Annotated in this window: 21 protein-coding genes and 3 pseudogenes; 6 read left to right on the top strand and 18 right to left on the bottom strand. The window is 68.2% G+C overall.

The genetic code is table 11. The features are described from left to right. Positions 1-2: 2 nt before the first annotated feature. From ACVWWN_RS09750 to ACVWWN_RS09700, 11 genes are all read right to left on the bottom strand, one after another. Positions 3-644 carry an SRPBCC family protein gene (locus ACVWWN_RS09750; protein WP_457143714.1) on the bottom strand — a complete coding sequence of 214 codons (642 nt, stop codon included), beginning with the start codon at positions 642-644 and terminating at the stop codon, positions 3-5. Then, positions 641-3,037: a xanthine dehydrogenase family protein molybdopterin-binding subunit gene (locus ACVWWN_RS09745; protein ID WP_457143713.1), complete on the bottom strand. Its 2,397-nt coding sequence runs from the start codon at positions 3,035-3,037 to the stop codon at positions 641-643. Before ACVWWN_RS09745 ends, ACVWWN_RS09750 begins: the two co-directional genes overlap by 4 nt. After that, positions 3,034-3,537, bottom strand: a complete 504-nt coding sequence (locus ACVWWN_RS09740) for a (2Fe-2S)-binding protein (protein WP_457143712.1) — start codon at positions 3,535-3,537, stop codon at positions 3,034-3,036. Before ACVWWN_RS09740 ends, ACVWWN_RS09745 begins: the two co-directional genes overlap by 4 nt. Further along, the gene (locus ACVWWN_RS09735) at positions 3,534-4,439 is read right to left on the bottom strand and encodes an FAD binding domain-containing protein (RefSeq protein ID WP_457143711.1); all 906 of its coding nucleotides are present in this window, start codon (positions 4,437-4,439) and stop codon (positions 3,534-3,536) included. Before ACVWWN_RS09735 ends, ACVWWN_RS09740 begins: the two co-directional genes overlap by 4 nt. Continuing rightward, positions 4,436-5,254, bottom strand: a complete 819-nt coding sequence (locus ACVWWN_RS09730) for a CoA-transferase subunit beta (RefSeq protein WP_457143710.1) — start codon at positions 5,252-5,254, stop codon at positions 4,436-4,438. The genes ACVWWN_RS09735 and ACVWWN_RS09730 overlap by 4 nt, the downstream gene beginning before the upstream one ends. Next, complete coding sequence (locus tag ACVWWN_RS09725; RefSeq protein ID WP_457143709.1) at positions 5,251-6,216, bottom strand: CoA transferase subunit A; 966 nt, start codon at positions 6,214-6,216, stop codon at positions 5,251-5,253. The genes ACVWWN_RS09730 and ACVWWN_RS09725 overlap by 4 nt, the downstream gene beginning before the upstream one ends. Further along, positions 6,213-7,166 carry an LLM class flavin-dependent oxidoreductase gene (locus tag ACVWWN_RS09720; protein ID WP_457143708.1) on the bottom strand — a complete coding sequence of 318 codons (954 nt, stop codon included), beginning with the start codon at positions 7,164-7,166 and terminating at the stop codon, positions 6,213-6,215. The genes ACVWWN_RS09725 and ACVWWN_RS09720 overlap by 4 nt, the downstream gene beginning before the upstream one ends. Before the next feature lie 107 nt (positions 7,167-7,273). Next, positions 7,274-8,146: a 5-oxoprolinase subunit C family protein gene (locus ACVWWN_RS09715; RefSeq protein ID WP_457143707.1), complete on the bottom strand. Its 873-nt coding sequence runs from the start codon at positions 8,144-8,146 to the stop codon at positions 7,274-7,276. Beyond that, on the bottom strand, positions 8,146-8,781 hold the full coding sequence (locus tag ACVWWN_RS09710) for a 5-oxoprolinase subunit B family protein (protein WP_457143706.1): 636 nt from the start codon (positions 8,779-8,781) through the stop codon (positions 8,146-8,148). The genes ACVWWN_RS09715 and ACVWWN_RS09710 overlap by 1 nt, the downstream gene beginning before the upstream one ends. Continuing rightward, on the bottom strand, positions 8,778-9,539 hold the full coding sequence (locus tag ACVWWN_RS09705) for a LamB/YcsF family protein (protein ID WP_457143705.1): 762 nt from the start codon (positions 9,537-9,539) through the stop codon (positions 8,778-8,780). The genes ACVWWN_RS09710 and ACVWWN_RS09705 overlap by 4 nt, the downstream gene beginning before the upstream one ends. 89 nt (positions 9,540-9,628) lie before the next feature. Further along, on the bottom strand, positions 9,629-10,525 hold the full coding sequence (locus tag ACVWWN_RS09700; RefSeq protein WP_457143704.1) for a LysR family transcriptional regulator: 897 nt from the start codon (positions 10,523-10,525) through the stop codon (positions 9,629-9,631). A gap of 107 nt (positions 10,526-10,632) precedes the next feature. Between ACVWWN_RS09700 and ACVWWN_RS09695 the strand changes: the two genes are divergently transcribed. Both ACVWWN_RS09695 and ACVWWN_RS09690 read left to right on the top strand, forming a co-directional pair. Next, positions 10,633-11,682 carry a pyridoxal-phosphate dependent enzyme gene (locus tag ACVWWN_RS09695; protein WP_457143703.1) on the top strand — a complete coding sequence of 350 codons (1,050 nt, stop codon included), beginning with the start codon at positions 10,633-10,635 and terminating at the stop codon, positions 11,680-11,682. A 683-nt stretch (positions 11,683-12,365) separates the two neighbouring features. Continuing rightward, positions 12,366-12,758: an ester cyclase gene (locus ACVWWN_RS09690; RefSeq protein ID WP_457143702.1), complete on the top strand. Its 393-nt coding sequence runs from the start codon at positions 12,366-12,368 to the stop codon at positions 12,756-12,758. Between the two features lie 20 nt (positions 12,759-12,778). Here the strand turns inward: ACVWWN_RS09690 and ACVWWN_RS09685 are convergent. Next, positions 12,779-13,256 (bottom strand): annotated as a pseudogene (locus ACVWWN_RS09685) (adenylate/guanylate cyclase domain-containing protein); the annotation flags it as partial. Between the two features lie 115 nt (positions 13,257-13,371). Then, positions 13,372-13,545, bottom strand: a pseudogene (locus tag ACVWWN_RS09680) (DNA-binding response regulator); the annotation flags it as partial. Positions 13,546-13,729: 184 nt separating this feature from the next. Between ACVWWN_RS09680 and ACVWWN_RS09675 the strand changes: the two are divergent. Continuing rightward, a pseudogene (locus tag ACVWWN_RS09675) lies at positions 13,730-14,490 on the top strand (MgtC/SapB family protein). 7 nt (positions 14,491-14,497) lie between these two features. Here the strand turns inward: ACVWWN_RS09675 and ACVWWN_RS09670 are convergent. The 3 genes from ACVWWN_RS09670 to ACVWWN_RS09660 form a co-directional block, all read right to left on the bottom strand. After that, positions 14,498-14,653, bottom strand: coding sequence for a hypothetical protein (locus ACVWWN_RS09670; protein ID WP_457143701.1), 156 nt, complete (start codon positions 14,651-14,653; stop codon positions 14,498-14,500). Between the two features lie 596 nt (positions 14,654-15,249). Then, positions 15,250-15,450, bottom strand: a complete 201-nt coding sequence (locus tag ACVWWN_RS09665; protein ID WP_457143700.1) for a three-helix bundle dimerization domain-containing protein — start codon at positions 15,448-15,450, stop codon at positions 15,250-15,252. 154 nt (positions 15,451-15,604) lie between these two features. After that, entirely contained in the window at positions 15,605-16,207 is a 603-nt protein-coding gene (locus tag ACVWWN_RS09660; protein ID WP_457143699.1) for a helix-turn-helix domain-containing protein, read from the bottom strand. Positions 16,208-16,421: 214 nt separating this feature from the next. Here ACVWWN_RS09660 and ACVWWN_RS09655 point away from each other — a divergent pair, with 214 nt between their 5' ends. Then, positions 16,422-16,829, top strand: a complete 408-nt coding sequence (locus ACVWWN_RS09655) for a TOBE domain-containing protein (RefSeq protein WP_457143698.1) — start codon at positions 16,422-16,424, stop codon at positions 16,827-16,829. Continuing rightward, positions 16,826-17,623 (top strand): molybdate ABC transporter substrate-binding protein, encoded by a 798-nt coding sequence (gene modA, locus ACVWWN_RS09650; RefSeq protein WP_457143697.1) that lies wholly within the window; start codon positions 16,826-16,828, stop codon positions 17,621-17,623. The genes ACVWWN_RS09655 and modA overlap by 4 nt, the downstream gene beginning before the upstream one ends. Before the next feature lie 8 nt (positions 17,624-17,631). On the opposite strand, the gene ACVWWN_RS09645 is transcribed toward modA, so the two are convergent. Next, a complete protein-coding gene (locus tag ACVWWN_RS09645) occupies positions 17,632-18,390 on the bottom strand; it encodes an SDR family oxidoreductase (protein WP_457143696.1) in 759 nt (252 codons plus the stop codon). 125 nt (positions 18,391-18,515) lie between these two features. Beyond that, positions 18,516-19,730, bottom strand: a complete 1,215-nt coding sequence (locus ACVWWN_RS09640) for an N-acetylmuramoyl-L-alanine amidase (protein WP_457143695.1) — start codon at positions 19,728-19,730, stop codon at positions 18,516-18,518. Between the two features lie 145 nt (positions 19,731-19,875). Here ACVWWN_RS09640 and ACVWWN_RS09635 point away from each other — a divergent pair, with 145 nt between their 5' ends. After that, on the top strand, positions 19,876-21,606 hold the full coding sequence (locus ACVWWN_RS09635; protein WP_457143694.1) for an L-aspartate oxidase: 1,731 nt from the start codon (positions 19,876-19,878) through the stop codon (positions 21,604-21,606). Positions 21,607-21,644: the final 38 nt, after the last annotated feature.

Below are 21,644 nucleotides of genomic sequence, written 5' to 3'. Positions count from 1 at the left end.
CGTCAGCTCGGCCGCACGCGAATGCTCAGCCGCTCCAGGAAGTCGGCGAAACGAGTTCTGGTGACCGTCCAGAGCAACGAAAAGACCTTGATTTCACTCGTCGCCGCCTGATCGAGTGGCGGCCGGCCGGGCGCTGCCGCGGTCGTCGTGGCCGTTGCGGCCTCCCGGTGCTGCGCCCTCGGCGCCGGGGTGGTCTGGCCGGGGTGCTCGACGCGCGCGCTGAGCTGATCGGCGAATGCGACGAACATCGTGTTCGAGACGTCGCGAATCCCCCGCCCCAGCGAGGCGATTCGGCCGGTGAGATCGATATCGGAGACGACGTCGATCCGGCTGCCCGAGTCGGTGGGGGCCACCTGCAGCTGGACGTGGGCCGCGACGGAGCCGGAGCCGCGTCGGTCGCGGCCGCTGGCGTCGAGCACGATGCGGTGCGTTTCGGCGTCGCGCTCCACCACCGAGGCCTCACCCGCGTAGTTCATCTTGAGCGGTCCGATACCGACCCGCAGCACACCCTCATAGCGGTCGTCGCCGAGGTCGTCGACGAGCTCGGCGCCGGGCATGCACTGGACCACCGCCGGCGTGTCCTGCAGGAACGCCCACACGTCTTCGGGTTTGGCACCGACACTGGTCTGGTGTTGAAGCTTCACGGACGCTCTCCATTCTTGGTCGCCTGCCGGGCGCGTTGGTCGAGCAGTGCCAGCACCCGCTCGGCGGTGATGGGCAGTTCGGTGGGCCGAATACCGATGGCGGCTTCCACGGCGCTGGCGATGGTGGCCGCGGGTGGGCCGATCGGGGGTTCGCCGACGCCGCGGGCGTTGAGCGGGCCTCGGCCCTCGCCGCTTTCGACGATCGCCACCCCGATGTCGGGCAGATCCATGGACGACGGGATCAGGTAATCCGCGAACAATGACGACATGGGATGGCCTTCATCGGTGACACAGTCCTCCATCAGCGCGTAGCCGATGCCTTGCGCGGCGCCGCCGATGATCTGGCCCTCCACCCGAACCGGGTTGATGGCTCGTCCGACATCGTGGCAGGCGGCGTACTTGAGTAGCTGGATGTCGCCGGTCTCGAGGTCCACCTCGACCTCGGCGGCGTGGGTGCCGAAGGTGTAGTCCGGGAAGGTGTGGCCCTGGCCCTCGTTCGGATCGAAACCGCCGGTCCGTGCCCGCCAGGTGTTCAGCACGGAGGTGTCGACCCGCGCTTCGTTGGCGACGCGGACAAGCTCGGGCAGGCTCAGGCCGGTATCGCCGCCTTCGGTGCGCACCATCCCGTCGGCCCAGACCAGTGCGTCTTCGTGGACGCCGAGTTCCTTGGCCGCCAGCGGGGTCAGCTGGTCGCGCAGCTTCCGCGCCGCCCGCAGGATCGCGTTGCCCGACATGTAGAGCTGACGGGTGGCGAAGGTTCCACCGGCCGGCGGGTTCAGCGCGGTGTCTCCGATATAGACGCTGATGTCGCTCAGCGCGACGCCGAGGATCTCGGAGGCGATCTGGCACAGGCTGGCGGCTTGGCCCGCGCCCAGATCGGTCACGCCGCTGCGGATCAGCAACGTGCCGTCGGCCTGAAGCGTCACCCATGCCGCAGCGTGGTCGCGGAACCAGATCGTGCGCCCATAAGGCTGCATGCCGCAGCCGAAGCCTTGCCCGACGACCTTGTGTGGGCCCCTGGGCCGGTTGGGCTCGCCGAGCATTTCCAGGACGGCTTGCCTGGTTTCACGAACGGCGACCGCGGTGGTGACTGGTTCACCAGCAGCGGTGAGATCGCCTTTCTCTATGTAGTTGCGGTCGCGTACCTCCTCGCGGCTGAGCCCGAGCTGTGCGGCCAGCGCATCCATCTGGGATTCGTACGCGAAGTGCACTTGCATGGCGCCGAAGCCGCGGAAGGCGCTGGCAGGCACGTTGTTGGTGAAGACGGCCCTGGATCGGACGCGGACCGCGGGCACCCGGTACGGACCCGTCGACAATGCTGCCCCTGCGAACAGCACCCTGGCACTGAGGCAGGGGTAGGCACCGGCGTCGCCGACGATGTCGGCCTCGACGGCGAGGATCTTGCCTTCCGCGGTGGCCGCGGTGCGGTAGTGCATGGTGAACGGGTGCCGCTTGGTGCTGGCCAGGATGGACTCCTGCCGCGACCAGACCATCCGCACCGGCCGGCGGGTCCGCCAGACCAGCAGGGCGATATACGGCTCGACGGTCATGTCCTCCTTGCCGCCGAAGCCGCCGCCCATATACGAGGCGATCACGCGTACCTGGCTCTGCGGCAACCCCAGGATGTTCGCGATCTCGACGGCGTGCTCGATGACCTGCGTCGAGATGCGCAGGGTGACCACGTCGTTTTCGAGCCAGCCCACACCGGCTTCCGTTTCGAGGTAGGCGTGCTCGACATGCTGGCTGCGGTAGGTGTTTTCGACGACGACACTCGCTTCAGCGAATGCCGCGTCGATGTCGCCGCGATCCAGGTGCCAGTTGACCAGCACGTTGCCTTCGTCGTGCACGAGCGGAGCGCCATCGGCCAGCGCGTCCTGCGGGCTGTACACGCCCGGCAGGGGTTCGTAGTCGACTTGGACAAGGTCCGCGGCCTCGGCCGCGGTCTCCGGGTCGGTGGCGGCCACGATCGCGACCGGCTCTCCGACGTATCGGATCCGGTCGACGGCGAGCACGGGCTGCTCGACGGTGAGTTCGCCGAGTCCACCGCTGGCGTGCTCGACGATCGCGTTGTGCGGCACGTCCGCCGCGGTCAGGACGGCAACCACGCCCTCGAGGCGCTCGGCGGCCGAGGTGTCGATGCTGACGATCTTGGCGGAGCCGACGTCGGAGCGGACCACTCTTCCGTGGACCATGCCCGGCAGGCTCCAATCGGCGGCGTACAACAGGGTGCCGCGGACTTTGTTGACGAAGTCGTGGTGCGCCGGTGACTGGCCGACGATGCGGAAGTTCCGCTCGCGTTCCTGAGGCCCCGAGTCGGCGTCCGGGTTCCACTCGGCAGGGGCGTGAGGCGGCTCGGTGGTGTCCGGTGTGGTTCCGGGCTCGACAGTGGTCATTGGGCACCGCCCGCCTCGGCGGTCTGGTCTGCCAGCGTATGAAGATGGTCCTCGACCGCGTCCACGATCGCCTGGTAGCCGGTGCATCGGCACAGGTTGCCGACCAACTCGTGGCGGATCTCCTCTCGAGAGGCCCCCGGGTTTCGCTCGGCCATGGTGGCCGCGGTGAGCAGCATGCCTGCGGTGCAGAAGCCGCACTGCGAGGCGCCGCGCTCCAGGAACCGCTTCTGCAGCGGATGCGGCTCGTCCTGGGGGTCTGACCAGCCGCGCAGGGTGACGATCTGATGGCCCTCTGCCTGGACGGCGTAGACGGTGCAAGCGCTGACGGGGTCGCCGTCCATCAGGACGGTGCAGGTGCCGCAGACACCCTCGGCACAGCCGTAGCGGACGTCGGGCATCCCGAGGTCGTCGTGCAGGACGTCGAGCAGGGTGCGGTCGTTGCGCACCCAGACCTCGTGCTCGCGGTCGTTGACGCGGAGCGTGAGTTGGGTCCGGATCATGCTGCACCTCCCTCGGTGAGTACGTGCTCCAGCAGGCGCCGGGTGTGGACGGAGACCAGACGCCGTCGGTAGTCGGCGGTTGCGTGTAGATCGGTGTCGGGGTCCAGGGACGCCGCGATCGCCTCGGCGCTCTCGCGGGCCCGATCGGGGTTGCCGGGGTCGCCGAGCACCGGCTCGAGCAGGTTCTGCTCGACGAGGATCGGCCGGTCGGCGACGCCGCCGAGCACCACGCGTAGCTGCGGAGGGCCGCCCGTCGGGTCGGGCCTCGCGAGGACGCTGACGCTCACGGTGGCGAAGTCGGAGTAGCGGCGGACGACCTCGTGAAAACCCCAGCGGGCATCGCCGGCGACCGGAAACCGGGCGCCGGTCACCACCTCGTCGGGTTCCATCGCGGTCGTGAGGTAGGTGATGAAGAAGTCTTCGGCGGCGATGGTCCGCTCGCCTGCCGGTCCCTGCACGACGATCTCGCCGCCCGTGGCCAAGGTGATCGCCGCGATCTCGGCGGTCGGATCGGCGTGCGCGAGCGAGCCACCGAAGGTGCCGCGGTTTCGCACCCGCACGTTGCCGACGAACTGGACGGCGTGCGCCAGCAGCGGGGCATGCGTGCGGACGGCCTCGGAACCGGCGAGCACGCGGTGGCGGGTGTTGGCGTCGATCACGAGGTGGTCGCCCTCGACCCGGGGTTCGGCGGCCGCGACCGGGTTCACGTCGATGAGCGCGGCCGGGAACGCCAGACGCAGGTTCAGCATCGGGACCAGGCTCTGGCCGCCGGCCAGGATCTTGGCCTCGCCGTCCCACAGCCCGAGCAGCTCGACGGCGTCGGCCCAGGATTCGGCCCGCTGGTATTCGAAACAGGTCGCCGGGGTGCGGTCGGCGGGGGACACCGTCTCTTGAACCGTCATCGCGATGCCTCCCTGCCACCCTCTTGCGGACCGCCCACGAGGTGCCGGAACAGCGCGAGCTCGTCGTCCTCGACCGGGGGTAACTCGTCGAGCGGATCGTGCACGAGCAATTCGAAGCCGGTGGATTCCTGTACCTGATCGAGGGTCACGCCGGTCTGCACGGCCCTCACCCTCATCCGGTGGGACTCGGGGGCGAAGTCGAGCAGCGCCAGATCGGTGACAACCCACCGCGGGCCGCCGTGCAGGAGCCCGCTGTCGCACCGGCTGGTTCCGCCGGTCAAGTAGCCCGGGCTGGTCACGAAGTCGACCCGCTCGACGAAACGGCGGCGTTCATGCTGGGTGACGACCACGACCTGGTTGCACATCGACGCGATGTCGTTGGCGCCGCCCGGCCCGGGCAGCCGGACCGTCGGCTTCGCGGGGTCGCCGACGACGCTGGTGTTGACGTTGCCGTACCGATCGACCTGCGCCGCGCCGATGAATCCGTAGTCGAAGTAGCCGCGCTGCGCCATCAGGAAGATATCGGTGGCGGTGGTGAGCATCTGGGCTCCGACCGCCGCGCGAACCTCGTTGGTCGAGGCGGGCAGTTCGCCCGGCATCAGCTCGATGCCGATCATGCCGCCCTCGAGCAGGACGGTGAGGTTCGGCGCCTGGCGACGCTTGGCGATCGCGGCGGCTACCAGTGGCTGGCCGATTCCGGCGAACAGCACCTTGCCGTCCTCCAGGAGCCGGCTCGCGGCGACGGTCATGATCTCGTCGGGCCGGGCATCGGTGTGCTGGGGGCCGACCCGCGGGTAGGTCACTGAATCTGTCATTGCGGCAGCATCTCCTGAGCGGTTCGCCGGACCACCGCCAGCCGCGCCGGGTCGATGGAGGCGAGGTAGGCGTCGTGATCGGGGTGGGCGATCAGCGCCGCGACGTACGCGCGCGCGCCGTCGACGCCGCCGGCCTTCACCGCCCGCATATAGGCGGTGAACTCATCGCCATCGGCCTCGTAGTGGCCGTAACACTCGTGCGGGTAGGCGCCCATCGGTTGGTGGACGACGGCGTCGACGGCGAATCCGGGGATGACGGTGCGGGCGGGGTCGCGGCGGAACTGGTCGGTGGTGACGATCTCCTCGGCGGTGACGATCACCCGACGGGCGGCGAGCACGAGGTCGGTGTCCATCAACTGGTAGCCGTCGATCTGCGCGTTGCCGAGTTTGTCTGCGCGCTGGACGTGCACCAGCGCCACGTCGGGGTTGAGGCTCGGCACCGCGTTGAGGAGCTGGCCGGTGTAGGGACAGGTGACCTTCGCCAAGTCCAGCTGCCGGTCGATGTCGGAGCCGAGCATGCTCACGGTCGGGAGGTAGGGGACTCCCATCGCCCCGGCCTTGTAGCGGAGTCCGATGCCGAGGTGGCTCCACTCCTCGAATGTCGCGCGCCCGTTCTCGACCAGATGACGCAACACCGGGGCGAGCCCCCAGCCGTGGCCGATGCCGACCCAGCTGGTCATCACCCGGTCGGCCATCCCGGTGGCCAGCATCAGCTCCACTTCGAAGCACGACAGCGGGCGGGTCATCGTCAGCCCGGTACGTCCCTGCCGGAGCACCTCGATCAGCAACGCCATGGGTGTGCGGGCGTGGTTGGTGCCGCCCACCCCGATCACCGCGTCGTCCGGCACCAGCCGACGAACGGCTTCCGCGGCCGTCGTCAGCTTGTCGTCGGTGGTCCGGGCGAGCTCTTCGAGCTCGGCGCGTGCGACGTCGACGCCGGGCGTGGCCAGTCGTGCGCTCACGCCGCCCCCTTCGTCCTGCCGAGCAGCGGCAGCACCTCGGCGGCGCAGCGCTCCATCTGCTCGGGGTCGTACCCGTGCGGGATCAGGCAGATTTCGCCGACGCCGGCGTCGAGGTGCGCCGCGATCTGCTCGGCGCAGTCCTCCGGAGTCCCGCAGATGGCGCTGTCGGGTGTCGCACTGCTCCACTCCGGCGTGTCGAAGTACGACGCGAGCCACGGGCCGGTGAGGGCCTGGGCCCGCTCCTTCGAGGAGCCGATGCAGATCGGCAGCTGGTTGACCGAGCGCAGTCCGGCAGGGTCGCGGCCGGCCTCCTCGGCGTACCTCCGGATCTTCGACCAGGATGCGGTGAACGCCTCGGGTGTGTAGAAGTAGGTCAGCCAGCCGTCGCCGAGCGTGGCGACACGCTTGAGCACCCGGTCGACGTACCCGCCGATGAGGACCTGGGGCCGCGGCTGCGGGACCGGGAGCATCTTCACGCGGCGGAACGACAGGTCGTCCCAGGTGCCGGTTACCTCGTCCTGCGTCCAGAGGTTCATGCAGATCTCGAGGTTGCGCTCGAAGATGCGGCCCCGGGTCTTGAACGGCGTGCCGGTGGCGTCGAACTCGCGCTGGTACCACCCGGCCGCCACCCCGAGCCGTAGCCGCCCGTGCGAAATCGCCTGGATCGTGGCCGCGGTCTTGGCCAACAGCGCCGGATCGCGGATCGGCAGCACCAGGACTCCGGTCCCGAGCTCGATGGTCTTGGTGTGGGTGGCCAGCACCGCCAGCGTCGACAGGGCCTCCAGTTGCGGGAAGGGCTGTCGACTGCCGAGGAAGAGATGGTCCCACGCCCAGAGAGAGGTGAACCCGAGCTGCTCGGCTCGGCGAGCCGTGACGAGCAATTCCTCGATCCGGGGCGTTTTCTGGGCGGAGGTGAAGTTCTCCAGGGCCAGCCCGAAAGTCGCCGACATGTCGTCCTCTCTGTTTGCGAGGCCTATGAAAAACCCACGCTATTGCAAATATTGACTGTGCTCCATGTCACAGATAGCCAACTGACATCCGTCCATTTGTCACCTGTTCACAGCTCTGCGTGGCGGCGTGGCTGGAACCGGATGCGCGTGCCGGGCACTGCTTGCGCGGCCCGGTTCACGCCCGACTGTGGCACCACTCCGATGACCGGGTACCCGCCGGTCACGGGCCGGTCCGCGAGGAACAACGTCGGCCGGCCCCGGGTCGGCACCTGTAGCGCGCCGAGGACGACACCTTCGCTGGCGAGTTCCCCACAGCGAAGCCGCGGCAGGTCTGGACCGTCCAACCGGATGCCGATGCGGTCGGCATCGGAGGTGACGGTGAACTCGTCGGCCGCCAACCGATCGAGCGCCTCACCGGTGAACCAGTCGTCGCGCGGGCCGAGTAGCAGCGGCAGTTCGAGAAGTCCGGTTGGCATCGCCGCAACGGGCGCGAGATCGGTGGCCGGCCACTCCGCCGCGACATTGCCGACCTCCAGGACGTCGCCGGGTTGCAGGGGCGGCGTCCCGAGCTGGGCCATGGTGTCCCACGACGCCGACCCGAGCACCTGCTCTCCCGCGATGCCGCCGCGCACCGCGATGTAGGTGCGCAGACCGGTCGTCGGCGCCCCCAAGGTGACGGTGTCGCCCGCGCGGGCCGGGAAGGCCGCATTGACCGCCTGGGCCCGGGCGCCGCAGCGGATGGCGACGGCGGCTCCTGTCACCGCGACCAACGCCGGCGCGTCGACGCGGAACGCGAGCCGGCCCAGCGTCGTCTCGATGCACGCGGCGCCCGCCCGGTTGCCGACCAACCGGTTCGCCAGGTCGCAGGAGGCGCGGTCGGCGGCGCCGGATCGTCCGACGCCAAGGTGCGCGAAACCGCGGCGGCCGTGGTCCTCGACGAGAGCCAGCACGCCAACGGATTCGACGATCAGCCTGGTCATCACGTCACGTCGCGGAACTGGACCACCGCGCCGGGCCGCAGCAGTGCGGGCGGGTCGGCGCCGGCGTCCCACAACACCGCGTCGGTGTGGCCGAGCAGCTGCCAGCCGCCGGGCGAGACGCGGGGGTAGATCGACGAGAACTCGCCCGCGATGGCGACGGCTCCGGCCGGCACCCGGACGCGCGCCTCGTCGCGCCGCGGCACGCGCAGCCGCGGGTCGCCGCCGACGAGGTAGGAGAAACCCGGCGCGAAACCGCAGAACGCCACCCACCACGGCTTGCCGGTGTGGGCGTCCACCACTTCGGCCGCGGACAGTCCGGTGAGGCGGGCGACATCGTGGAGGTCCGCGCCGTCGTAGCGCACTTCGATGACATGTCGCTCGTCGCCGCTCGCCGTCTCGGAGCCGGGCTGGAGTTCGGCGAGCGCGGCACGAAGGGTGGCCGCGCTGGCGACGTCAGGATCGAGGCTGACCAACAGCGTCGTCAGTCCCGGAACCACTTCGCATACGCCTGGCAGGCCGGCCTCCCGCACGGCGGCGGCCCAGCGGTGGACCAGCCGATTGTCACCGAGATCGAGCAGCCACGCCGCGTCGCCGCACGGGCGAAGGACCGGCGCGGACGCCGGGGACGCGGTCACCGAATGGGAACGAGCTCGACCCCCGCGGCCTCCAGTGCAGCACGGGTCTTGCGCGCGATTTCGACAGCGCCGGGGGTATCGCAGTGCACCAGCAACGCCTCGGCCTTGACGTCGACCTCGCTGCCGTCGTTCGCCGTGAGGTGGCCTTCGGTGACCATCTGGACCGCCCGCGCGGCGGCCTGGTCGGGATCGGTCAGCAGCGCGTTGGGCTCCAGGCGGGACTGAAGCAGGCCCTCCGGCGTGTAGGCCCGATCGACGAACGCCTCGGCGATCATGCGGAGGCCCGCCTGCTCGCCGAGCCGCCAGACTTCGGTGTTCGGCGGCGCGAGAAGCGGAAGATCCTTGTTGAATTCGACGGTCGCGTCGACGATCGCCTGGGCATGTTCGGTGTCCTTGGTCATGACGGTCCAGAGCGCCCCGTGCGCGCGGACGAAGTCGACCTGACCCCCCGCGATCCGTGCGAAGACTTCCAACGCCCCCATCTGGTACAGCAGATCGTCGCGCAGTTCGGCGCCGGGGATGGCGATGTATCGGCGTCCGAAGCCGTGCAGATCGCGGTAGCTCACCTGAGCGCCGATGGCGACGCCGTTCTTGACCGAGATGGCGCATGTCCGGCGCATGGTGCCCGGATCGCCGCCGTGGAAGCCGCATGCGATGTTGGCGCTGGTGACGATGTCGAGCAGGGCGTCGTCGTCGCCGAGACTCCAGCGACCCAGTCCCTCACCGATGTCGGTGGTCAACGCTACTTGTGCGGCCATGCGTCCTCCTGCCCTCGTCGGGGTCGTTATGGCCCAAGTATCACCGTCACGGCAGCGCCAGAACAGCGCCGGTCACTGACTGCTATTAGTCACTGAGACTGCCGATTCCGGAATTGGCCGCGCAGTGCGCCCCGAACCGCCCGTACCGACGGATCCCCCTCCCTGGCTTCTCGGGCCAGCGACACCAGGGTGCGGGCCCATCCCGTCTGCAGCCGGGTCAGCGCGGCGGTCTCCCTTTGCGGCGGCAGCACCAGACTCGGCAGGATGCTCGCCGCCGCACCCTGGCGGACCAGCAGCAAAAGCAGGTCGAGATCGTATGACTCGTACTGGACCTGTGGACTGAAGCCGAGTCCGAGGCAGTGCTGGACGGCCCAGGCGCGGGATGCCGCGCCGACGGGCTCGAGGGCCCAGGCGAGGTTGCCGGCCTCCTTCAGCAGGTCGCGTCCCCTCAGCAGCGACGCGGCCGCCACCACCTCCAGCGGATCGGTGCCGAGCACCTCGCGGTTGACGTGACGCGGTGGTTTCGAGCTGTTGCCCGGATACTCCTCGCTGACTACCAGGTCGAACTCTCCGCTCAGCAGCGCCGGGACCGCCACCTCGGGCTCGGACTCGACCAGTTCGACACGCAGGCCCGGGTGCTCCTGCTGGCAGTCGAGCAGCGCCGGGACGAGGGCACGGGCAGCGCTGCCGAAGGCGGCGACCCGGCAGGTGCCGGTCGGCGGATCCTCGGAGGAGCGCAGCTCGGCCTGGGCCAGTTCCAGGGCGGCCAGGATGTCCGCGCCCCGTTCGGCGAGCCGGCGACCCGCGTCGGTCAGCCGCACGCCGCGACCGACCCGCTCGAGCAGCGCCGCCCCGGCCTCGCGTTCGAGCAGGGCGAGCTGTTGGGAGATGCCGGACGGGCTCATGTGCAATGCGTCGGCCACCGCCGCGATGGTCCCGCGGTGGCTGAGCTCGACGAGAAAACGGAGCCGCCGCACATCCAGCACCGCACGAGTGTAGAAGATCCTTCAGTGATACTGCCGGATCAGCGGCAGCAATCTGTGATGTTGTTACGGCCCGACCGTGCCTAGGGTTCGGAAGCAGGAGGTGTGCCGTGCAAACCACCGAGCCATTTTTGCTCAACTCCCGCTGGACTCCGGGTGGCGCCGCCGAGCCGCGCGAGACCGAGAGGATCCGTCGATTCCATGAGGGTCTGCCCGATTACGCCGTTACGCCGTTGGTCCGGCTCCCGACGGTGGCGGCCGCCTTGGGCCTCGGCTCAGTGCTGCTCAAGGACGAGTCACTGCGGCTCGGGCTGCCGGCGTTCAAGATGCTCGGCGCGTCCTGGGCGGTCCACCGAGCACTCTCAGGTGAGCGCGACAGGCGCCGGCTGGTCACCGCCACCGACGGCAACCACGGCCGGGCCGTCGCGCGGATGGCGGCGCTGCTCGACCTCCCCGCCACGGTCGTGGTGCCCGACGGCGTCTCCGAACAGGCCATCGCGCTGATCCGCAAAGAGGGAGCCGAGGTGAGGGTCGTCGACGCACCCTACGACGACGCCGTGCGGGAGGCAGCGCTGCTCGCCACGGCCGACCCGGACGCGCTGCTCGTGCAGGACACCTCGTGGCCCGGCTATGAGGAAGTGCCGCAGTGGATCGTCGACGGCTACGCGACCCTCTTCGACGAGGCCGCGGAGCAGGCAGCGAAGCTGGGCACCGGCATCGACCTCATTGTGGTGCCCGCCGGGGTCGGCTCGCTCGCCCATGCTGCCGTGCTCTTCAGCCGCTCGCGCCCGGGCTGCCGCGTCGTCGCGGTCGAGCCCGACGTCGCCGCCTGCCTCCGCGCCAGCCTGGCCGCCGGTGCACCGACCACGGTGCCAACCGGTAGCACGAGCATGGCCGGGCTGAACTGCGGTACGCCGTCCTACCTGGCCTGGCCGGACCTCGAGCGGGGGCTGGCCGGTGCGGTGGTCGTCGACGAGACGGCCGCCACGCAGGCCATCTCCGAACTGGCGGCCCTCGGCGTCGACAGCGGGCCGTGCGGCGCCGCGAGCCTGGCCGCCCTGCGAGTGCTGGCCGCCGAGCCCACCCGCTCACTTCTCGGACTAGGACCCGACTCGTCAGTCGTGCTGCTCAACACCGAGGGTTCCGACGCGTCCGGATAGCGACCGGACGAGCTGCGGCACCTCATCCAGGCGCACGCTCGGATGTCTCGCCGAGGAGGGCCCGACGTAGATCGACGCCATTCCCACGCCGCGCGGCCCCGCGGCTTGCGCGAGCCGGCGGTCAACGAGGTGATGACGCGATCGATGGCGGTATGCAGGCCGAAGCGTCGGACCAGTCGCGGCACGAGCGACGGGTGATGGGTGTTGCTGACGATGCTCAGCCGGTAATCCGCTGGGAGGTCGGTGACGCATTCGAGGGCGTGGGCCGCCGGCGATACATTCTGCGACCAGGCGTCGAGGTACTCGGCAGTGAGCTTCTCGATAGCGCCCCCGGCCAGCGAGGGAGCCGCGATCGAGCGCCAATACTGCTGGGCCACTTGATTCATCGAGTATTCGCGTCCGGTGCCGACGTCGTGCGCCTCGAGGCGTTCCCAGGCTTGCTGCCAGTGCGCGTCGGATGCCGTCTCGTCGATGGTGGATCCCGCGCGGCGCGCGAATGCCAGGGTGCGTTGTATGCAGGGCGTACGGACGGGTTGTAGTCGACGAGCGTGCCGAAGAAGTCGAACAAGACGTGCTTGACCAAAACGATCCCTGCCTCTTTGTCTTGATGGTGTCATGCCCATCGGGCAGCTCGCGGCACATCGGTGCGTCAACACGGCCGCTCCCGGTGTGATGATGGACCCATGACGACTGGCAGCCTGACGGTCATCTACCGCAGCTATCTTCAGTGTCTGAACGAGCGGCGGTGGAATGGCCTTGGTGAGTTCGTCTGTGACGACCTGTCTTACAACAAGAAGCCGTTGAGCCTCGCCGACTACCGGGCACTGCTGGTCGCCGACGCCGACGCAATACCGGATCTGCGATACGAGGCAGAGGTCATCGTCGCCGAAGGCGACTTCGTGGCCTGTCGGCTGGCTTTCCGGTGTACGCCGCGGGCCACCTTCCTGGGCTTCGAGCCGACAGGCACGTCCGTCGCGTTCGCCGAGCATGTCTTCTACCACTTCTCCGACGGCAAGATTTCGGAAGTTTGGTCGCTGATCGACCGGGATGCCCTCGCCGCTCAGATCTCCGAGTGAGGGGATTACCACGGGTGGCTTCGCAACGGCGGGAAGTCGTTGCGCAGGTCGAGGTGGACAGCTGAGCCATGCGCTCGGGGCGGACCAGGTCACGAAGCGTACGGCAGCCGAAGTCGATCAGCCACGAGTGCGCGGGGAGCGATTCACCGATGAGATCCCTTGTCGCGCCGGACATCAACGTCTGGCCTCCGTGGGCGAGCTCGCGTATCCGGGCCGCGCGGTTGATCGTCGGCCCCATGTAGTTGCCTTCATCGCGCAACTGCACTTCACCGGTGTGCACGCCGATTCGCAGCCGGATGGGTGCCAAGCCGGCCTGCTGTAGGGCGAGTGCGCAGGCGACGGCATCGCCCGCGTGGGTGAAGGCCACACGAAGTCGTTTCCTTCACGGCCGCACGCCGTCGGTGGCGGCAACGAGTACGGCCAGCACGCGATCCATGGTGGCAGCGCGGCCGCCATCCGGTCTGGGTCGGACTCCTGAAGGCGGGTGGAGCCGCTGAGACAACACCATCCGTCGCGCGACCGTTCGGTTGCTGGAACCGGTGGCCAGTTCGGCGAGCACCGCCCGTTCTCTGGGGTCAACCGGCTCAGCGTCGCGGCGGAACGCGGTTGGGCAGTCCGGGTGCGCGGTCCGGATCCACCGCGCCAGCCGAATCCCTTCATCGGTCGACGTGGGTGGCATGCGGATGTCACTGACCACGATCGCAGGCCGGTGCTTCTCGACGAGTTCGACGGCCGAGTCGTAATCCTCGGCGCCACCGACGGCAGTTAGATCGGGCGTGGTCGACAAGGCCCGCTCGAGGCTGTCTTAGACCAACAGGGAATCCTCGGCAATGAGGATCGGAATTCGATCACTCATCTTCTCGAGGTCCCTTCCCGGCCGATCATGATCATCAATACGGTATAGCCCGGCCTTCCTCCCGTTACGCAACGCCGCCCGGGGCCGACGGTATCGAGATGGTTACCGTGGCGGTATGGGGTTGTGGATGGCGGATCCGCCCTTGTTCAGCGGCGCCGGAGAGGGTCTGCGTCAGATCATCGAATTGGTGGTGGCCTTCGGCCTGACGTCATTGATCGGGCTGGAACGCCAGCTACAGGGCAAGAGCGCGGGTTACGTACGCAGAGCATTGTCGGCACGTCGGCGGCGCTGATCCTACTGGTCAGCAAGTACGGCTTCGCCGGCGTGCTGACGCCCGGTCAGGTCATCCTTGATCCGTCACGGGTGGCGGCTCAGATCGTCTCCGGGATCGGGTTTCTCGGCGCAGGCATCATCATCACCCGTCGTGGGGCGGTGCTCGGGCTCACGACGGCGGCTGCGGTATGGGAATCGGCGGCGATCGGCATGGCCGCCGGGGCCGGACTGCTGCTTCTCGCGTCTGTGACCACGGTGCTGCATTTCATCATCGTGCTGGGGGTCGCGCGGCTCGCCGTCCGGCTGTCGACGCGTCTGCACGGTTCGGTCACACTGCATGTGATCTATCGCGACGGACGAGGTGTACTGCGTCAGCTCCTACGGGCCTGTGACGAGCATCGGTGGCAGTTGACCGGCGTGGCAGCCGATCCGCCCGGCGCCGCGCGCACGGCCGAGTCACTGAGCCCTCCGGCGGCCGGCGACGTCGGCATTGTGCTGACGCTGTCCGGCGGAGGTGTCGGCGCAGCCGTCAATGTGCTGGCGGCGACAGACGGCGTCAGGAGGATCGCCAGACTCGACGATGACGTGGACGACGTGGAATGAGTCGCGGCTATGTCTCGTCGGCGACCTGTTCCCGGCGCTGGTGCCCGCCCGGCGCTTCCGGATCCTCGTGCTGGTGATCGAGCTTCTCTTGCAGCTCCTGCTGCTCTTCGGTTGCCTTGGTGGCGTCCTTCGGCGTGGACGGCGGATTGTTGGTGTCTGTCATGGCTGACCTCCTGATCACTGCGGACCGCGGCTTCATCACATGAGGCCAGGCGCCCGGCGCGGCGGCCGAACACCATGCCCGGGGATCGACTCACGGGAGTCCCGAATGACGAGAATGCCAGCGGATAGCCCTGGCGTTCAAGGCGGGTTGGTGAGCGTACGGTTCGACTGGTTGTCGGGTGTGAAGGCATCCCATTGCACGCTGTGTGCGGTCGACCAGTCGCCACCCGGCGGTCGTCGACCACCAACGCCGTCGCCCGGGTGCCGTACCGGACCTCCGTGCCGAGTTTTCGCCGCGGCGCGGGCGTGGTCGGCGAATGCAGCCAGCGGACGGTGTCCTGCGCCTCGGCGACCAGGACACCGGCCAGTTCGGCGTCGGTGCGACCCTCGGCGACCTTGCTCAGGTCGGCGAGATCTCGGCCGGACTGTAGGGCGGCACCTCGGAGTGCTGGTGTCGTTCGCCGGGTTCGATGAAGTCCACGATGTCGTCAAGGCCTGCGTGGTTGATGCGGGTCGCGCCGGCGGTATAGAAGCCCCGGTCGCCTCGATCGCGTTGCCGCTTTTTCGGCGCCGACGGGCGAAGGCCGAGGGCCCCTCTCAGCCGTGTAGCTTGGCGAGCTCGCGCTTTGCGTACCGCTCCACGAACAGCGGGACGAAGTCACGAACGGGTCTGCCGTTGAACCGCTCGTGCTCCTGGCGGACCACCCGCGTCACGGCCTCCGGCGGGACCTCGGGGTGGATCCCGGTCAGCCGTTCGGCGATCTGATCAATGATCTGCTGCTCACTCAACGCGACCATGGGATTAGGGTGCGCTCAGAATCGACGGTCGGTCAACGTGAGGAAGTCGGTCTCGAAATTGCGAATAACCAGCCGTCCATGCGGCGTTAAGCGGTAGTCGGTTGTTCATTCATCATCAGCTCGCTGTTCGGTCAGGTCGGCGAGCACGTCCGAATCAGGATGCCAGACGCCGCATGTCGATGGACAGCATCGACGCGTTGCGCTCCAGCGCCGGCTTGAGCGCGTCGACATCTCTGCGCGACGGCGAACCGAGTCCCAGCACCGCGACGTCCCCGGACGGCAGCTCCAAGGGCGTCGCGATGGCATAGCAGTTCGGGTGCGTCTCGCCGTAATCCGTCACCAATTGACCCCGCTCCAGCGCGCCCCAGAGCGCCTTCGTCGACTGCTCAGCCGACGCCACCTGCTCGGCCACGGTCATGATGCCGTTGAACAGCCGTCCGTAGGACCGAGAGACCGGGGTCAGGGCGTCTCCCGACTTCGCGTAGAGGAACACCGACGCTCCGGTGGCCTGGGTGAACGCGTACACCCTCGGATGGGCGGCGGCACCGAGATCAGAGAGCCTACGGTCGACCTGACTGAGGCCCGTGCCGAGCGACCACTTGTGATCGTGGCGTGTGACGACGCCCTCCAATGCCAGCTGCTCGAGCAGTCGGTGTGCCGTCGTTTTGGCGATTCCCAGCTCGATGGCAAGCCGCGTGACTCCGACCGGATGTTGCATACGGCCGAGCACACGAAGGAGAGCGAATGTCCGGCGCACCGTAATACCCTGGGGCGCTTCAAGATCAGCCACATTGACCAGAACGCCCCGCGTGCACCACCTGATACCAATCGGAACCTGTGCCGGCGTGCCGGCAAGGGACCTGCAGTGAAGACAACCGCCGAATCCGTGGATACGGCTTCTATGCCGCTGCAGTTCCGTGTTGACGGATGCTTTCTCGCCTTGGCGCCGATTATGCGGATACCATGTCGTCGTGCCGATGATCCGCGTTCGCGATGCCGCCGACCTGCTGGGAGTCAGCGACGACACCGTCCGGAGATGGATCGACGACGGCGCGCTGCCGGCCGATCGTGACCCGTCGGGCCGCAAGGTCGTCTCGGGCGAGGCGTTGGCTCAGTTTGCCGTCGCACATTCGGGCGCGGCGCCGAAGGATCCCTTGGGCGTCGCCAGCTCGGCGCGTAACCGCTTCACCGGCCTGGTCACCAAGGTTGTCGCCGACGGCGTGATGGCTCAGGTCGAGATGCAGTGCGGACCGTTCACCGTCGTGTCGCTGATGAGTTCCGAGGCCGCGCGCGAGTTGGAGTTGGCACCCGGCAGTGTCGCCGTGGCCGTTGTGAAAGCCACCACCGTGATCGTGGAAACCCCGGGCGGATTGTCGTGAAGATAACGCTTTTCGGTGCAGCGACGGCCGCATTACTGCTGTGCGCGGTCAGCGGTTGCGGCTCGAGCGAGCAGGCTTCGTCGACGTCTTCGTCGGGCGCATCGAGCAGCGCCGCCGCCGGTGGCAAGCTCATCATCTTCGCCGCGGCATCGCTCAAGCAGCCGTTCACCGACATCGGTCAGCAGTTCGAGAGCGGCAACCCGGGCAGCGCCGTCGAGTTCTCGTTCGCCGGCTCGTCGGATCTGGTCACCCAGTTGACGCAAGGCGCTCCGGCCGATGTGTTCGCCTCGGCCGACACCACCAACATGGACAAGGCCGCCAAGGCCAACCTGCTGGCAGGCGACCCGGTGAACTTCGCGTCCAATACGCTGACCATCGTTGCGGCGCCGGGGAATCCGAGGAAGATCGCCTCGTTCAACGATCTGACCGCACCTGGGTTGTCGGTGGTCGTGTGCGCGCCGCAGGTGCCGTGCGGGTCGGCCACCAGGAAGGTCGAGCAGGCTTCCGGCGTGACACTGAACCCCGTCAGCGAAGAGTCTCAGGTGACCGACGTACTCACCAAGGTGACCTCCGGAGAGGCCGACGCCGGTCTCGTCTACGTCACCGACGCCCGGGGCGCGGGCGACAAGGTCACCGCGGTGGCGTTCCCCGAGTCCGCCGACGCCGTCAACACCTATCCGATCGCGGTGCTGCAGCAGTCCAAGACCCCCGAGCTGGCCCGCAAGTTCGTCGATCTCGTCACCGCCGAGGCGGGCAAAAAGGTCTTGACCGCTGCGGGTTTCGCCAAGCCCTAGGCGCGGTGCTACTTGGCGGCCGCGGACTCGAGGACCCAGTCCTCGTACCGTGTTTCGCCCAGGGTCGCACCCTCGCCCGGGGTCAGGGTGTATTCGCCGACCGGGGCGCCCCAGTAACCCGCCGACGGATCGGCGACGACAATGCGGGGATCCCGGCGTGCGGCCAGCGCGGTCCTGATGAGCTCGTCGAGCCGGACTTTCTCAGGACCGCCGATTTCGCGGATGCCGTTCAGCGGTGCGTTGACGGCGGTGATCGCGACGGCCTCGGCGACGTCGCCCGAGGCCATCGGCTGGAAGTACACCGGGGCAAGCCGGACGGCATCGCCGTCGGTCGCCTGGTCGGCGATGCCGTTCACGAATTCGAAGAACTGGGTGGCGTGCACGATCGAGTACGGGACGCCGGACTCGGCGATCAGCTCCTCCTGGGCCAGTTTCGCCTTGAAGTAGCCGCGCTCCTGCGCCAGCTCCCTGGTGCCGACCACTGACAACGCGACGTGATGCCCGACGCCGGCCGCCCGCTCGGCGGCGAGAAGATTCGGTGTCGCGGCCCTGAAGAACTCCTGCGCCGCGTCGCCGTCCAGCGACGGCGAGTTGGATACGTCCACCACCACGGCGGCACCGGTCAGGGCCTCGGCCAGCCCTTCGCCGGTGAGCGTGTTCACCCCGGTGTTGGGCGAGGCGGCAACTGCTTCGTGCCCCTGCTCATCGAGCAGCCGAACCACCTTCGAACCCACCAGGCCGGTTCCCCCGATGACGACAATCTTCATGCTGAGCCCTTTCTCGTCGCTGCACGGCCACCAGTAGCCATCCAGTCGTAAGCAAGGACCGGACAGCCGCCGGATTCGTGACAACGCCTGCGGGCACGACAGCCGAATGTGGCGGCATCGATCCGTCACACCCGGCTCCGCGCCGGCGAGAATCGCTCGAGTTCGGCGGGCGGTCCCTCCAGCCCGGGCGGTGGCAGTTTCAGCGGGACTCCGTCCATGACTCTGGTCACTTCAGAGCTGGACCGGTCATAGTTGAGCGTGCCGTGCTGGAAGTTCTGCACGATCCACTCCGGCTGCTGAATCTCCCCGCTGGTCGGCAGGCCGAGCGCGCCGCGCTCGTAACCCAGGGTGGCCCAGGCGTCGTAGATCGCCCCCATCAGCGGGTGCGCCCCACACTCGGGCGACCAGTAGACCGCCCCCCTGTCGAAGGTGACGTATCGCGCAGAACCCGCGCCGAAGGCCTCCGGTGAGGTGGGCGCACCGAGAACACCGTGCATGCCGCCCATGGCCTGCCAGCACGAATATATGGCACCGCCTCGCAGTGAGTCTGCGAGTTCCTGCGCGTTGGCCGGTTTGTTGTACCGGGCGGCGAATTGGCGGATCGTGTCCAGGGCGGCGTAGCCGAATCGGCCGGGACACGCGGTGTCTCCGACGTCGCGATGACCGAAGATCGTCGCCAAGGTGGTCGTGACGCCCCGCGGGAAATGGGTGTAGGGACCCCCGTGCGACGTCATCGCCACACTGCCGAATGGCTTCACCGCATCCATCGCCAGTCGCCAGCCCAGTAGCTGACCCACCGCCTGTAACTGGACCATCGGTGGCGGAATCTCATCGAAGTTGCCGATCATGGCCACCGCCCAGGTGTTGGTGTTGAAGCCACCGGTGTGGGTGCCCTCGACCGGGCGGGTGATGCCGCCGAAGAGCCCCTCGAACACCTGCCCGTAACGGTCCACCAGCGCGTTGTAGGCGATGTCGCCCCAGCCGAGGGTGGCGGTGTGATAGCGGTAAATGCCCCGCACAATGCCCGCCGAATCGCCGAGCGCGTAGTCGTTGGCAGTGGCGGTGTGGTGAACTACCCCGGCCCTGATGCCGTTGTCGAACACCGGCGTTCCGCGCCGCATCGATTCGTCGGCCCCCCACTGGGCGCGCCCGATGATGCGCGGCGCCGGCCCGAGCCCACCGGGCGCGGAGGACAGTGCCGGCTCGGCCCGCGCTCGCGACAGCCCTGCCGAGTTCGACATCGCACTCAAGCCCACCAGAATCGGGGCGACCGCCAGGTACTTGAGAACACCGCGCCGCGATAGCGTCGATGACGATCCGCATGGGCAGCGATCTGTCACCGCGGCAACATAACTCGTACATCCGAACCAACGCAGCCGACCCGCCGCGCGCGGTGCCGGCAGCGTCGGACGAGGTCGATGTGATCCCGCCCTCACTCGTCGTCTCCGATGTCACAGATCGCGCTACTGCTCGGTCCTAACTTTCATGAAGACTTTCGAGCAGCAGATCTGCGCGTCCGTTCTCGTCATCGGGACGGGTGGATCGGGCCTGCGGGCAGCAATCGAACTGGCCGAACGGGGCGTCGACGTGCTGGTAGTGGGCAAGCGGCCCAAGGCCGACGCTCACACCACCCTGGCTGCCGGCGGTATCAACGCGGCGCTGGCAACCATGGATGCGCAGGACAGCTGGCAACAGCACGCAGCGGACACGTTGAAGGAAAGCTACTTCCTGGCCAACCCACAGACGGTGCAGATCGTCGCGGAGGGCGCCGCGCAGGGGATCGCCGACCTCGAACGCTGGGGCATGAACTTCGCCCGCGAACAGGACGGCCGAATCTCGCAACGCTTCTTCGGCGCGCACACGTTCCGCCGCACCGCCTTCGCCGGTGACTACACCGGTTTGGAGTTGCAGCGCACCCTGGTGAAACGCGCTGCGCAGCTCGACATCCCGATCTTCGATTCCGCCTACATCACCAGACTCCTCGTCCGCGACAACGTGATGTTCGGCGCATACGGATTCGATCTGGGCGACGGCACCCGCTATCTCATCCGCACGGACGCCGTGATCCTCGCTGCCGGTGGCCATACCCGCATCTGGCGGCGCACCTCGTCACGACGAGACGAGAACACCGGCGACTCGTTCCGGTTGGCCGTCGAGGCCGGCGGCCGGATCCGTGATCCCGAACTCGTTCAGTTCCACCCATCGGGGCTGATCGAGCCGGAAGACTCCGCGGGGACGCTGGTCTCGGAGGCAGCCCGCGGCGAGGGCGGAATTCTGCGGAGCGACCTCGGCGAGCGCTTCATGAAGCGATACGACCCGGACCGGATGGAACTGTCGACCCGTGACCGGGTGGCGCTGGCCGCCTACACCGAGATCAAGGAGGGCCGCGGCACTCCCCGCGGCGGCGTCTGGCTGGACGTCTCGCATCTCCCGCGGGAACAGATCATGGACCGCCTGCCTCGCGTCTATCAGACGCTGATGGAACTGCAGTTGCTCGACATCACCACCGCGCCGATCGAGATCGCGCCGACCGCGCACTACTCCATGGGCGGCGTCTGGGTGCGCTCCGAGGACCACAGCACAGGTGTGGACGGCCTCTACGCCATCGGCGAGGCCTCCAGCGGACTGCACGGCGCGAATCGGCTCGGCGGAAATTCGCTCATCGAACTCCTCGTCTACGGCCGAATCGTCGGCGCTGCAGCGGCGGAGTATTCGTCGGGGCTGAGCGCCCAACAGCGAAGCGCTGCAGCCATTTCCGCTGCCCGTGACGAGATCGACGCACTTCTGGCCGCCACCGGAACCGAGAACGTCCGATACCTGCAGCGCGGCGTCCGCAACACCATGACCGAGCACTGTGGCGTCGTACGGGATGAGGATGGTCTGCGCGCCGGACTCGGCGAGATCGCCGCCATCGCCGACACCGCGGAGCGCATCGGCGTGCACCCGGACATCGCCGGATATCAGGACCTGGCGCACGCATTCGACCTCCGATCGAGCATCATGGCGGCGACCGCGACGCTGGAGGCCGCGCGGAAAAGACGCGAATCCCGCGGCTGTCACAACCGGTCCGACTACCCGCAGACCGATGAATCGCTGACGGCCAACCTCGTCTGGTCCGCGCCGGGACAACTCGTCCGCGAACCCATCCCCGCCATCGCGTCCGACGTCGCCGGCCTCATCCTCGACGTGTCCACCCACGGCAAGCTCGTCGAATAGCACCGGCTGTCACAAATCGGGCATCTGCCCGGTCTTAC

This window comes from Mycobacterium sp. URHB0021 (genome assembly GCF_054057895.1).
This window is presented reverse-complemented; position numbering and strand designations above follow the sequence as displayed.

Excerpts from the sequence above, each read along its gene's own strand:
- ACVWWN_RS09735 (WP_457143711.1), bottom strand. The coding sequence starts at position 4,439 with ATGACGGTTCAAGAGACGGTGTCCCCCGCCGACCGCACCCCGGCGACC.
- ACVWWN_RS09665 (WP_457143700.1), bottom strand. The coding sequence starts at position 15,450 with ATGGTCGCGTTGAGTGAGCAGCAGATCATTGATCAGATCGCCGAACGG.
- ACVWWN_RS09670 (WP_457143701.1), bottom strand. The coding sequence starts at position 14,653 with ATGACAGACACCAACAATCCGCCGTCCACGCCGAAGGACGCCACCAAG.
- ACVWWN_RS09690 (WP_457143702.1), top strand. The coding sequence starts at position 12,366 with ATGACGACTGGCAGCCTGACGGTCATCTACCGCAGCTATCTTCAGTGT.
- ACVWWN_RS09715 (WP_457143707.1), bottom strand. The coding sequence starts at position 8,146 with ATGACCAGGCTGATCGTCGAATCCGTTGGCGTGCTGGCTCTCGTCGAG.
- ACVWWN_RS09745 (WP_457143713.1), bottom strand. The coding sequence starts at position 3,037 with ATGACCACTGTCGAGCCCGGAACCACACCGGACACCACCGAGCCGCCT.
- ACVWWN_RS09705 (WP_457143705.1), bottom strand. The coding sequence starts at position 9,539 with ATGGCCGCACAAGTAGCGTTGACCACCGACATCGGTGAGGGACTGGGT.
- ACVWWN_RS09645 (WP_457143696.1), bottom strand. The coding sequence starts at position 18,390 with ATGAAGATTGTCGTCATCGGGGGAACCGGCCTGGTGGGTTCGAAGGTG.
- ACVWWN_RS09720 (WP_457143708.1), bottom strand. The coding sequence starts at position 7,166 with ATGTCGGCGACTTTCGGGCTGGCCCTGGAGAACTTCACCTCCGCCCAG.
- ACVWWN_RS09730 (WP_457143710.1), bottom strand. The coding sequence starts at position 5,254 with ATGACAGATTCAGTGACCTACCCGCGGGTCGGCCCCCAGCACACCGAT.
- ACVWWN_RS09635 (WP_457143694.1), top strand. The coding sequence starts at position 19,876 with ATGAAGACTTTCGAGCAGCAGATCTGCGCGTCCGTTCTCGTCATCGGG.
- ACVWWN_RS09740 (WP_457143712.1), bottom strand. The coding sequence starts at position 3,537 with ATGATCCGGACCCAACTCACGCTCCGCGTCAACGACCGCGAGCACGAG.